The sequence below is a fragment of the Microcoleus harperi Pol14_C6 genome (assembly GCF_036701295.1).
Classification (GTDB): domain Bacteria; phylum Cyanobacteriota; class Cyanobacteriia; order Cyanobacteriales; family Microcoleaceae; genus Microcoleus.
Genome location: NZ_JAUBQN010000002.1, coordinates 65,988 through 78,672 on the forward strand (window position 1 = coordinate 65,988; position 12,685 = coordinate 78,672).

The window sequence follows — 12,685 nt, forward strand, 5'->3', positions numbered from 1 at the left end:
GCAAGCGATGGGGATGCGAAAGCTTTTTTGCCCTTGTCGGCATCTCTGAGCTTGAAATCGAAAACGAAGAATCACTGTTCGCTGACCGCTAGCCTGCGTCTTTTCACGTCTTTTTGCTGGGAAACTTGGCATGACGCCTACAAAACTCTCCGATTCAGACAAACGCGAACTCATCAGGCTGTACCGACAGTCAAACGAGAATACTATCACTCTGGCAAAGCGCTACGGAGTGAGCAGTTCGACTGTGAGGCGCATCCTTCAGGGTTCTTTGTCGGAGCCGGAATACGAATTTCTAGTCCAGCAAAAACAAAAGCGTTTGTCCGATCGCAGCAGTGTTTCTGAAGCGACAGATGGGACTACTGAGTCGTCGGCAGATGGCGAAATCGATCCTGTAGCTGTCCCCCTGTCGGAGTCAGCCCCTGTCCTGCAGTCAGCCTCAAATTCGAGACCGACAATCCGAAAGCGTTCTGGAGCAGTTCCTGAACCAGTTGCAGAACTCGAAATTCGAGGGAATAGAGAGTCGGATTTGGATGTTTCTGATTTGCCAGATGCCAAAGCAGCCAATATTGCAGATCAAAGCCACCGCGCTGTTGTGACTGGTGAACTAAAGGCAATGCTGCCAGCAGAAGGGCTGCTGGCAGGTGAAGACTTTAGGGATTTCGAGGACGACGAGGATGAGGAGGATGAAGACGATTTAGATGACGACTTCGACGAAGATGTAGAGGATGAAGACTCCCTGTTTGAAGGCAGTCTCCTAGGTTCACTATCGTCGGGCGAGTTGATTGAGCTTCGGGGGACAGGACTAATTCAAGTTTTGCCTTTAAGCGAAGCATCTATGCCCAAAATTTGTTATTTGGTGGTCGATCGGGCAGCGGAGTTAATCACCAGACCTCTAAAAGCTTTTGGCGAACTGGGTCAAATTCCGGCGGCGGAAATTCGCGAGAAAACCCTGGCAGTGTTTGACAATCACCGAGTGGCGCGCCGATTTGCTACTCGCAATCAAAGGGTTTTCAAGATTCCTGACAGCAGTATGCTGCAAAAAGCAGCGCCTTATTTGCGAGCTAAGGGAATTACTCGGCTGCTGATTGACGGTCAGGTATATTCCCTCTAAGGGATCAAATCTATTTAATATTGTACGGTGTCGGATTCTTCGGGATTTGCCTGAAATTTAGGACGTGAGTTTTGGGAATCTGAAATGTTCCACAGCGGTTGCAGTAGCGCACCTCCGATCAGTCCTGCACTCAGGGTCATTGCCAATACTACTCCTACGGGCAGTTGTATCGATTGAAAAAAGATAAAGTTTAAGGATACGGGGGCGGCGTTTTGCACTGAGATAATGCCGATCGCGCTTACTAAAATTGCTACTAAAAAACTAATGGCGAGCAGAGGAATTGTTTTCATAAATCGGTTGATAGGCTAATAATTTAACTTGTATACTTGTTTTATTTAAAATACGTGTAAAACTTTTATTTTTGCAAACACCCCATTATATAATAATCTACAATAAGATTAGGGGAAAAGTCAAGTAGAAACGGAAAAAATAGAGAATTTTTATTAATTAATTAAAAATTAAACAAACATAAATAAATTTACAATTTCCCAACTTAAACAATCCAAGTGTATTGCAAATATATAACTGGTCCAGCAGTATTGATGATGAATGTTCAGAGGCTTTACCAGAGTTATCAAAAATACGTAAGGTGCGCCAAGCGCACCTCACAATCCCAAGCGCTAGGGGAAAAACACCCCTTGGAATAGGTAGAAATTTAAACAGGTTCTAACTGGGAAATTACCTTTTCCATGTGTTGGGCAACTTGGCTTTCTTTTTCCACAGAATTGGTTTCCATGTAAACGCGCATCAAGGGTTCGGTTCCCGAAGGCCGCAGCAGTACCCAGCCACCGTCTTCAAGATAAAGCTTAATCCCGTCTTTGCGGCCGATTTCCTTAACGCCGATACCTGCTACTTCTGTGGGGGGATTCTTGGTAAAAGATTCCAAAACGGCTGCTTTGTGGGCTTCTTCTAAGTGCAAGTCCAAACGTTTGTTGTACAGGGGGCCGTCGGCTTCTTTAATGGCTTCTTCGACTAGCTGAGAAAGCGGTTTACCTTCATAGGCGATCGCCTCAGCAACTAGCATATCAGCCAAAATCCCGTCTTTTTCGGGAATGTGACCCAAAACGCTCAAACCGCCAGATTCTTCGCCACCGATGAGCACCGCAGTTTCGCGCATTTTTTCGCCGATGTATTTAAAACCGACTGCGGTTTCGTAAATTGTTAAACCGTACTTGGCGGCCAAATTGTCCAGCAAGTGGGTAGTTGCGACTGTACGGACGATCGCCCCAGTCAATCCTTTATTCTTAACCAAGTGACGCGCCAGCAGCAACAGTACAGTATTTGGAGTCAAGACATTTCCCAACTCGTCAACAATACCAAAGCGATCGCTATCGCCATCGGTAGCTAAACCTAAATCCGCCGAATCCTTCTTAACAGCTTCCACCAACTCAACTAACTGTTCTCCCTTGGGTTCGGGCATTCCGCCCCCAAACAGCACGTCGCGGTAGGTATGAAAACTTTCGACATCGCAGCCGCAGTGTTCCAAAACGCCGTCGAGATAGCCGCGAGAAGTTGAGTAGAGAGCGTCGTACTTCACCTTCAACTTAGCAGAGCGAATCCGCTCCACATCGATCAAAGTATAAAGAAACTTCAGATATTCAGGTTTCGGGTCAAAACTGGAGATTTTATCGTTGTGGCTGCCTTTGGCTGGGGCATCAGAAGCACCAGCAATATTTGCCACAATTGTATCAGTAATTTCCGGGGTTGCCGGGCCCGCGTAGTCGGGGATGTATTTGATGCCGCAGTAAGGTGCGGGATTGTGCGAAGCCGTGAACATCAGGGCTCCTGCAGAGTTGAGATGCTTGGCGCTGTAGGCGATGACTGGTGTGGGGCAATCTCGATCGACCACTTTCACCGTCCATCCCAAATCTGCCAATACTTCCGCCGAGGTGCGGGCGAATTCGTCTGCCAGAAAGCGGGTATCGTAGGAGACTAGAACTGGGCGGTCTTTGGTGTAAGCGGTTTCTAGGTAACTGGCGATCGCCCGGGTGACTTTTCGCACGTTGGCAAAAGTAAAGTCATGGGCAATCAGTCCCCGCCACCCATCGGTTCCGAACTTAATTTCTGTTGAATTGCTGCTAGCGCTCATTTTATCCACTTCCTCTCGTCCTACTAATCCTACCCGAAGCCATAGCCTTAAAGACGTACTGGCCGTGCTGTTTGTGAGGATCGATCGCCCGTGGGGCCCGCATCAACCTCATCCTATCGTTGTAGAGACAGGCTTCGGCCTCCGGGAGAGGACTCGAAAAACTCATAGTTGGCAAAATGTGGGAGTTATCGGGCTAGTCAGTCGCTAATTCCGGTTGTGAAGGTTAGTTGGCCGATCGAATCGACGACGAGCAATTGGGGGTGATTCCCTACGGGATAGCTTCGCTTCACGGGGAAGTTAAAAACCGATCGTAAAAAACGACCCTGGCAATGGCATTAACGAAATGCACATAAATCTGATTCTCATCTCAAATTTAATTTTTTATTTAGAAAAGCCGATAGTTAAATTTGTTAGGGTTTCCTAACAATCGCCAGACTCAAAATACATTTTTAATTCAGCTATACAAATAAATTAACTAAAGTCACCCCTAGATCGTGCTGTAGCCTAGCTTCTTTAAGAAACGAAGGCGCTCAACCAAAGCGATCCAAAATAAATATAAGGTATTTCAAGCAGCAGTTTTTTTTAAGCAGACTTAACTTTAATTTTCAGCTTTTAAGACAAATTAAATTTATTTCCAGCCTTCTTTATATGTCAAAAAAATACATTAGGGTCGCGATCACAGGGTGATGGTGATCGATCGCACAATAAATAATGTTATTAACGTGCAGCTTATAAAAGATGCAGGCAGTCGAGCCAAATGGCTTATAGCTTTAAGCGTAATGGCTGATGACTGTCAGCGTACAAATGCAGAAAATTGTAGTTAACAACATTAAAATTTAGGGGAATCCATCGGGTGCGACTTAATAAAGAAACGAGGTTTATCATGACGGGTGTTTCACAAATATCTTCAAAATCTTTACCAGCAGCCGACCAACTTCAACATGGCGCAAGTCAGGCGTCCCAAGGTATTACCGGATCGGACACTGACAAACTCCCAAAATCTAAAGGTGTCAGCGTTTCTTCCTTCGCAGTTAGCTGGGCAAAAAAATATTACAGTACAGTTGCGACACGAGAGAACCAAGCACCACGCCAAATTCTCCCAAGCCTCGATTTAACTAATTTTGAGGGAAATAGAGCCCAAATAGTTGACAAATTGACAGATACCCTGAAATTAGCCAGCGAGATAGCTTGGAGTAGAGTAGAAGCTCTTTTAGAGACACAAATAGAGCGACACGCTATCGATCCAAGTTTAATTAATTCTTTAGAAATTGCCACCGATTCTCGCACCTTATATAAGAAAGCAATAGACGCTTATGCGGATAGAGAACCTGTTTTCCGCTTGTCAGTGCTGGTGGGAAAGGATATTATTAAAGTGAGGCGAAAATACTCAAAGACAGATCCGTTAGTGCTGGGATTTGTGACAATGGAGTTTCAATACACTAGCAAAATCTTGTTAGGATGTCTTTCAGAGTCAGAGCGAATGGAATTTGCGCCCTACTTAAAAGTTGTAGACGACTACCTGCACATTCCCTACGGAGAGATTAACGAGGCTGCGGCGAATCACTCCCCGAATTCAAAAGCTCTATTAGCCGTTCAGCATTTATTGCAGCACACGACTCAGATTGCTAGTGCCGTGTACGATCGAGCTAGTTCGCAGCATCAAGGATACCGCAGCAGCAGTGGGTATTTGAGCGATCGCGAGGTAAAAATTTCTGGTATCCGGGATGTCGAGATTTTTCAAAGCTATTTGTGCTGGTGCGTTTTGGAAGGTAGCATTCATCCGGTACAGCAAGAATTGTTTCCAATTTGCGTGATGTTGTACCCGAAACTTCATGTAAGTTGGGAGTTAGTGCAGGATATGCTGCTGATTTTGTTTTGGGAAATATGCGAGCGGCTTCCTGCTGAAGATTTAACGGTATTTGTACCTTACTTGCGTACTTTGACAGAGCTGTTTTCCAGGGATGTGTTTGATAATTAGGTAATTGCTAATTGGTAATTGTTTCAAAATTTACCAGTTGCCTATTTAAAACTAAAAGCTGCGACTGCCAAACATCCCCAACCAATAATAAAAGCAACTCCCCCCAGGGGCGTAATTGCACCCAGCCATTTGATGTCAGTCAAACTCAGGGCGTACAAACTGCCTGAAAAGATGATAGTGCCGGCAATAAAAGCCCATCCAGCCACTGCAAAAAAGGTTTGAGACTCTTGGGCGCGGCTCAAGAGTAAAGCGACGAGTAATAGAGCCAGGGCATGGTACATTTGATATCGGGCGCCGGTCTCAAAAATGGTTAAAGCTCGCTCGCTCAATTGATTTTTCAAAGCGTGGGAGGCGAAAGCACCCCCTGCAACGGATAAACCTCCGAATACTGCTGCCGTTGCTATAAAAATGCGAATTAAAATTAGCGTTGACATAATATTTATTGAATTGGGAAGAAGGGAGAAGAAAAAAGAAAGAAGGAAGAAGGAGGAGGGAAAAACATCTAATTGTTGATAGCGAATGTGCGCGGTGCGTGCCTTACTTGTAATTGCGAACCTCCGCAAAGCAATCGCATAGTAGAGATGAGATGTTCACTGGCCTAACTCTGGGAAGGGAAGGTGCGCGGAGCGCACCCTAGGCTGATGATAAATTAGCTTTTTTACAGATATTTTTAACCTATTTTCGCACAGCTTCCAGCAAGCGAGAATAGTAAAAGCTAGTGCTAGTCATCGCTGTTCTGTTAATAACAAAACCATTGTTTTCTAGGATTTTGATAATATCAGCTTCGCGGTGCTGGTAAGCGCGGGTAGTTTTGCTCGGGCCGGGGAAAAGTTCACCAATTTTTTTGAGGGCGGTGAGTGCTAAAGTTTTGGGTGCAAAACTAAGAATTAGTCGCGACTCGGCGATCGAACTCAGGTGAGCGATCATTTCTGCGGCCTTATTTTGAGGATAGTGGATTAGCACATCCAAACAAATCACTGTGTGGAATTTGCCGGTTAAGGCTTCCAAATCTTGGGCGGCGAACGAGATGTTGTAGAGCTTGCCGGGAACTGCTGTCGATCGATCGTAAGCTTCTGCTACCATCTTTTCCGAGATATCGCTAGCGCAAACAATTGCCCCAGCGTCAGCCAGAGGAATGCTCAGAGATCCAACACCGCAGCCAGCATCGCAGACACAAAGCCCGGACAAATTGCCGTCAGCTTGCAGCCATTCGATGACTGTATCCACCGTTTTCTGGTGCCCGGTGCGGATGTCTAGCTGAACTTTATTGACTTTGCCCTCACCGTAAATTCGCTGCCAGCGATCGAAGCCCGTCGAGTTAAAATACTGTCTAACTATAGTCTTGTCATCTACCAAATTCATCGATCTGCCTGCTGCTGAGTTATTGCCAACGGTTAGATATTATATAGCAATCCGGTTCCGAAAATGTGCAACTTGCAACAACAGATTTTAGATTGGCGATTTTAGATTTTAGATGAAAACGGCACATCTAAAATCTGAAATCTATCGGGTAATACCAGTTCGCGGATTCCCACTTTTTCAATTCTTTAATCTAGAATGGTATAACAGGCTAAAAAAGTCGATGCCAAGTCAATTCCTTTGTCGCCGCATTTAAATTCCAGCGCAACAATTGAGTTGCCGATTTGCCCATAATTCCCGAAATTCCGATCGCCCTTCTCGGAGATTCAGTTGCCAGGGCGATCGCACTTTCGGCATCGCAAATCCCCCACTCCACCAAATTCTGCACTCCCGCCAACAGCGGCAGAGTTGTACCCGCCAAAGTAGCAGATTCCAGGGGCGAGTGGTAATCTAATCTTACCCAAGCTGTACCTTTTCTGACTTCAATTTGTCTGGAATCCCAAGGATAAACACCGTCAGGCAAACCCAAAGGAGCCAAAGCATCGCTCACTAAAAAAACGCCTTTTTCATACCTACCAGCGCGCAGAAAAAAATCAATCATTGTGGGAGAAACGTGCTTCCCGTCAGCAATTAAACCGCATTTTACGCCCGGATGAACAATCGCCGCTCCCAACAAACCCGGTTCTCGGTGGTGCAAACTCGGCATCGCATTAAAAGCGTGAGTTACCATCGAAGCTCCCCGCTCAAATGCTTTTTGGGCTTGCTCTGCCGTCGCTTGAGAGTGTCCGAGACTCACGGAAATTCCCAAACTTTGCAAATAGGAAATTACTTCGCCTGTGCTGTCTAACTCCGGCGCTAAAGTAATTATTTTGACTATATCGGCACAATCTCCTAAAACTTGCTTGACATTTTCTATAGTTAGCGGTAATAAAAACTCAACTGGGTGAGCTCCTCGCTTCTGGGGGTTGAGAAAAGGACCTTCGAGGTGAACACCGATAATTTCCGCTGTTTTGATTTTATTGATTGCCGGAGCAGCGGTTTGTACAGTGCGGATATAATCAGCTATAGTCGAGAGCGATCGCCTAAACTTATCCAACGAAGTTGTCACCAAAGTCGGCAAAAAAGCATCGACTCCCTGATTCCACAAAAATTGACAAATTTTCGGCAACATTTCAATATGCTTGCTTTCTAAATCGGGAAAAGCAAAACCGAGGGCGCCGTTAATCTGCAAGTCAACACCGCCCAGAGAAAGCCAATCGCCTGCTACATCAAGCACTTGCAAATCGGGAGGACAAATCCGTTTAAATACGGCGTCCATCGGCCAAACTTCTTGAATGATGCCCATTTCGTCAACAGCAAGCATCTGCAAATCCTTGCAACCGGGGAGGCGAACATTGAGAATATCTGTGCGGGCGGCAGGTAGGGTTGTGGCTTCATTCATCCGATTTTAGATTTTAGATTTTAGATTTTAGATTTAATATTCGCTACGGATAAATCCGGTGGGTGGCGATGAGGAGGGGGAGCTTTTTGCTTTTTGCTGGCTCCAGGGCGTCTCAGACAGGGGCTTGTGGCCAAATTGCTTTTAAGGGTCAGTTTTGGTACAAAATATCTAAATTGGAGTTAACGCAATCATTTAAAATTAGCATTTATCTGAAATCTCAAATCTGAAAATTTTATGAATCAAGCGACAGTTGGAATTATCATGGGTAGCGATTCGGATTTGCCAACCATGAAAGATGCGATCGCAGTTTGCGAAGAATTCAGTGTTGCTTGCTCCGTGGCGATAGTCTCGGCGCACCGCACCCCCGATCGCATGGTGGAATACGCCCAAACCGCGCATCAACGAGGCTTGAAAGTCATTATCGCAGGAGCCGGGGGAGCGGCGCATCTCCCGGGTATGGTAGCATCTTTAACGCCCTTGCCAGTAATTGGGGTGCCTGTACCGAGCCGCCACCTGCAAGGGGTAGATTCGCTGTACTCGATCGTGCAAATGCCAGCCGGGATACCCGTAGCAACAGTGGGGATCGGCAACGCTAAGAATGCCGGCTTGCTGGCAGTTCAGATGCTAGCAGCTCATCAGCCAGAATTGCTAGAGCGAGTCTTGCATTACCGCAAAAATTTGTCAGAATCAGTAATGAAAAAACAAAATCAGCTAGAAGAGCTAGGCTATCATAACTATCTCAATCTGAACAAATAATCTCTAAACTTTTGTAGTAAAATTGGAAAGTTTTCCGAATATTGCTGAGCTTACTAGCTGTAAAGAGGGTGAAAGTGATTAAAATGACTGTCGGAAAGAAAAAGTCGAAACAAGTCAGGCGGGAGTCTTTAAATTTGCCAGGAGCGAACTTTTTGACAAAAGTTAACAGGTTCAAGAAATTACAAAGGACGATCGCCCGCCTCAGTCCAAGTTGGCAAGCCTGCATACCAATAGCAGCAATCATTGTCTTAGTGTGGGGATATGCGGCGGTAGCCCAAACTGCTCCCGCGCCAACCACCGAGGAACAATTAGCAAGCCTTAAGGTGGGCATGGATACCATGTGGGTCATGGTGGCGGCGATGCTAGTGTTCTTTATGAACGCCGGTTTCGGTATGTTGGAAACAGGTTTTTGCCGCCAAAAAAATGCAGTCAACGTGTTGTCCAAAAACTTGATTGTTTTTGCGCTTTCTACGATCGCATTTTGGGCGATCGGCTTTGCATTAATGTTCAGCAACGGCAACGGTTTTATCGGCACCAGCGGCGGATTTTTTCTGTGGAATGTGGCGGACAACAGCCCCGCCACAGGAGACGCTTATCAAGGCATTTTCAACTCATTAAACTGGACAGGAGTGCCTCTTAACGCTAAATTCTTTTTCCAATTAGTTTTTGCAGGAACGGCTGCAACGATCGTTTCTGGGGCAGTTGCAGAGCGAGTTAAATTCATTGACTTCTTAATTTTCAGCTTGCTGCTAGTAGGCATTGCTTACCCAATTACCGGACACTGGATTTGGGGCGGCGGCTGGCTGGCAAAAGCAGGCTTCTGGGATTTTGCAGGTTCGACAGTGGTTCACTCGGTAGGCGGTTGGGCTGCTTTGATGGGAGCGGCATTTTTGGGACCGCGGCTGGGCAAGTACCGCGACGGCGATACTGTGGCGATGCCGGGACACAATATGAGCATTGCCACCCTGGGCTGTTTGATTCTGTGGTTGGGTTGGTTCGGGTTCAATCCCGGTTCGACAATGGCAGTCGATCCAAATGCGATCGCCCACATTGCCGTCACCACTAACACCGCCGGCGCCTTCGGGGGAATTGCTGCAACGATTACTGCTTGGCTGTACTTGGGCAAACCCGACCTTTCGATGATTATCAACGGCATCCTCGCCGGCTTAGTCGGGGTAACAGCTAGCTGCGCTTGGATCAACGTCCCCAACTCTGCCATTATCGGCACGATCGCCGGTATCCTGGTAGTTTTCGCAGTAACTTTCTTCGACAACTTGAAAATTGACGACCCTGTAGGCGCAACTTCAGTTCACTTAGTCTGTGGCATCTGGGGAACTCTGGCAGTTGGGCTGTTTGCTGACGGACCTACAACTGGACTTTATACCACAGGCCCGGTAGCCGGATTGCTCGTGGGCGGAGGTTTCGGTCAACTCTGGGCGCAGTTGGTCGGCATTATCTCTGTAGGCGGGATGACCGTGCTGCTGAGTACGATTTTTTGGGCCGCACTCAAAGCTTTGCTAGGTATCCGCGTTTCTGCTTTAGAGGAGGCTGAAGGTTTGGATATCGGCGAACACGGGATGGAAGCTTACACCGGGTTTGTTAAGGAAACTAGCTTGGACAACAGAATTGAGGGTGGCTACGGTGGTTATGGTGGGGGTTCTGGAGGCAAGACTACCACACTGTAAAGCGTGGGAAGGGAGCGACCAATTCAGCTTTCATTTCCTAGATTAGCTATTTATCAGCTAATTCACGCCTTTATTCAGAAAAACTCCAATCTGAAATAGCCGCCAACTTATGGCGGTCTATCGTTGTGCTCGCGTTGAAATCTTCGATGCGAACGCGGGCATATTTTTATTGTTAGTTTACTTTCAATGGCGTACATATAGCAGTTTTTGATTGCATGAGATCTGCGCCGATAATTGTTAATTTGTAATGGAGAAATAGGAATTAAGGATCTGTAACTGACGAGCGTTGAAAACTGGTGTATTGGTTAGAGTTTATCGGCAATTGCTTTAAGTTCTTCAACGATGCGCTTGTTCTTGTGATCCCTGCTGACATAAAGGCGGGCTGAGAACATCGTGATTATTTCTCGTAGATCTTTAGCTAAATCCTCGTCACAGCTAGCATTTTCGGTTTGATTGATAATCACTACCTCTGTCCCAAAGTGTTCGCACAAATTAAAAATTAGTTCAGAACCAAATCTCAGCATTCTGTCTTTGTGAGTTAACACCAACCTTTCTACTTGATTGTCTGCGATCGCCCGAATGAGATGTTGTAAACCCAGCTTACTGTAATTAACCCCAGAACCCACATCATCAATGATTTGGAATTGCCAGCCGTGAGATGCACAAAACAATTCCAAAACTTGTTTTTGTCTGTCTAAATCATCTTTTTGGTCGTTACTGCTAACCCGAGCGTAAGCTATGGTTAAAGCGCCGTTGGGTTTTAAGCCGAGAAGATGAGCTAGGTCATACCGTCTGTGACCGTTAGCCGTGCGTTCCGGTATTAGCTTGCCTTCGGCTTCCCACCTGCGTAAGGTAGAAGCGCTTACACCTTTAATTTTGGCTGCTTCAGTTATAGTTAATTTTTTCATTTTTGGATTTTAGCATCAGAAATGAGTAAGTTCGATCACTTTTAGATATATTTTTGTGCCTTGCAGTAGCTTTGACAAATCCGATTGCGGTGCAAGAAAGTTTGGTAGGCAGATTTTTTATGGTAAAGTAGTGCGAAAAAGCAAAGTTCTGCATCGCCGCCCTTGCCCAACACAGCACAGTGCTTGATTCTTACAAGAATTGAGGCTTTAATTGAGCGGTAAAATTTGATGCAGCAATCAGTGCACATTATTCGGTGTGAGGCCTGCAAATAGCTTGAGTTTATGGAGAAGTTTGGAGGAGGTAGCAGAAGTAGAACTCATAAATCCCTCTTAGGAATGGAAGTTAGCCGATCGAAAACTATTCCGGTTTGGGCTTTGCTATCTTTGGTGACGAACGGGGTACTGATGTTCACAGTCGCTCAACTACTACTGCGGGGACACAACGTGACAGAAAGTTTCCAGGCGAATGATGCGGTGACTGCAGAAGTTGCTGAGGAACAAAATGACAAACCGATCGCCTCTGCAAACGCATTGCTAGACGTGCCTGTTCCAGGACCGCGACATAAATGGACTTACCAGCAGTGGGTGACGCAGTTGGGTCGCGAAGCTGAGGCGGCGGCGGCGAATCGACCATCAAGACTGAGTGTTTTGGCTGGGGATTCTCTAAGTATGTGGTTCCCAACCAAGCTGTTACCAGTCGATCGGTTTTGGCTGAATCAAGGGATTTCGGGGGAGACTTCCGTGGGTTTGCTCAAGCGGTTGCAGTTGTTCGATAGAACCGCGCCGGATACGGTATTTGTGATGATTGGGATTAACGATTTGTTGCGGGGAACCAGCGACGAAGGGATTTTGGACAACCAGCGGCAGATTATTCGCGATTTGCGGTGGGCTCACCCCAAAGCACAAGTGGTTGTGCAGTCGATTTTGCCCCACAGCGGGGAACAAGCTACTTGGGAAAATCGCGATCGGCTGTTGGCGATTCCTAATAGTCGGATTAGGGCAATAAATCGGCGCCTGAAAGAAATTGCTAGTTCTGAGAATGTTTTGTATCTGGATTTGTACCCGCTGTTTGCGGATGCTGACGGCAATTTGCCAACCGAACTCAGCACAGATGGCTTGCACCTTAACGATCAAGGTTATCTGGTTTGGCGATCGGCCCTGCAACTGTTCGATCAGATGCAGTTGAAAAATTAATCCTTAGTCCTTAGTTAGAAAGATAAAGGATGAAGTCATATTCTCCCCAACTCTCCCCCTCTCCTTCTCCCACTCTCCCCAACTCAAAAGTCTCCCCCTCTCCGATTATTTTGCGATCGCGGGCTATGTCAAGTAGCCGCGGATAGATTAAGAAATATGATTGT

General features: G+C 46.3%; 11 protein-coding genes. 5 read left to right on the forward strand and 6 right to left on the reverse strand.

Translation table 11 applies throughout. The features are described from left to right. Window positions 1-130 precede the first annotated feature (130 nt). Window positions 131-1,111: a hypothetical protein gene (locus tag QUA27_RS01955; protein WP_333066013.1), complete on the forward strand. Its 981-nt coding sequence runs from the start codon at window positions 131-133 to the stop codon at window positions 1,109-1,111. A gap of 14 nt (window positions 1,112-1,125) precedes the next feature. Here the strand turns inward: QUA27_RS01955 and QUA27_RS01960 are convergent, their stop codons facing one another. Continuing rightward, window positions 1,126-1,401, reverse strand: a complete 276-nt coding sequence (locus QUA27_RS01960) for a lipopolysaccharide assembly protein LapA domain-containing protein (protein WP_333066015.1) — start codon at window positions 1,399-1,401, stop codon at window positions 1,126-1,128. Between the two features lie 365 nt (window positions 1,402-1,766). Further along, window positions 1,767-3,200 (reverse strand): phosphoglucomutase/phosphomannomutase family protein, encoded by a 1,434-nt coding sequence (locus QUA27_RS01965; RefSeq protein WP_333066016.1) that lies wholly within the window; start codon window positions 3,198-3,200, stop codon window positions 1,767-1,769. 883 nt (window positions 3,201-4,083) lie between these two features. Between QUA27_RS01965 and QUA27_RS01970 the strand changes: the two genes are divergently transcribed. Continuing rightward, on the forward strand, window positions 4,084-5,178 hold the full coding sequence (locus QUA27_RS01970; protein ID WP_333066017.1) for a bilin-binding protein: 1,095 nt from the start codon (window positions 4,084-4,086) through the stop codon (window positions 5,176-5,178). Between the two features lie 41 nt (window positions 5,179-5,219). Here QUA27_RS01970 and QUA27_RS01975 read toward each other — a convergent pair whose 3' ends face one another. From QUA27_RS01975 to nagA, 3 genes are all read right to left on the reverse strand, one after another. Next, the gene (locus QUA27_RS01975; RefSeq protein WP_333066019.1) at window positions 5,220-5,612 is read right to left on the reverse strand and encodes a DUF423 domain-containing protein; all 393 of its coding nucleotides are present in this window, start codon (window positions 5,610-5,612) and stop codon (window positions 5,220-5,222) included. Between the two features lie 241 nt (window positions 5,613-5,853). Then, window positions 5,854-6,540, reverse strand: a complete 687-nt coding sequence (gene bchM / locus QUA27_RS01980; RefSeq protein ID WP_333066020.1) for a magnesium protoporphyrin IX methyltransferase — start codon at window positions 6,538-6,540, stop codon at window positions 5,854-5,856. Window positions 6,541-6,748: 208 nt separating this feature from the next. Continuing rightward, window positions 6,749-7,978 carry an N-acetylglucosamine-6-phosphate deacetylase gene (gene nagA, locus QUA27_RS01985; RefSeq protein ID WP_333066021.1) on the reverse strand — a complete coding sequence of 410 codons (1,230 nt, stop codon included), beginning with the start codon at window positions 7,976-7,978 and terminating at the stop codon, window positions 6,749-6,751. Between the two features lie 234 nt (window positions 7,979-8,212). Between nagA and purE the strand changes: the two genes are divergently transcribed. Together purE and QUA27_RS01995 are read left to right on the forward strand one after the other, a co-directional pair. Beyond that, on the forward strand, window positions 8,213-8,734 hold the full coding sequence (gene purE / locus QUA27_RS01990; protein ID WP_333066023.1) for a 5-(carboxyamino)imidazole ribonucleotide mutase: 522 nt from the start codon (window positions 8,213-8,215) through the stop codon (window positions 8,732-8,734). An 83-nt stretch (window positions 8,735-8,817) separates the two neighbouring features. Next, a complete protein-coding gene (locus QUA27_RS01995) occupies window positions 8,818-10,419 on the forward strand; it encodes an ammonium transporter (RefSeq protein WP_333066024.1) in 1,602 nt (533 codons plus the stop codon). A 305-nt stretch (window positions 10,420-10,724) separates the two neighbouring features. Here QUA27_RS01995 and QUA27_RS02000 read toward each other — a convergent pair whose 3' ends face one another. After that, entirely contained in the window at window positions 10,725-11,327 is a 603-nt protein-coding gene (locus QUA27_RS02000; protein ID WP_333066026.1) for an IS607 family transposase, read from the reverse strand. A gap of 336 nt (window positions 11,328-11,663) precedes the next feature. Here QUA27_RS02000 and QUA27_RS02005 point away from each other — a divergent pair, with 336 nt between their 5' ends. Further along, a complete protein-coding gene (locus QUA27_RS02005) occupies window positions 11,664-12,521 on the forward strand; it encodes an SGNH/GDSL hydrolase family protein (RefSeq protein ID WP_445251463.1) in 858 nt (285 codons plus the stop codon). The last annotated feature ends 164 nt before the right edge of the window (window positions 12,522-12,685 follow it).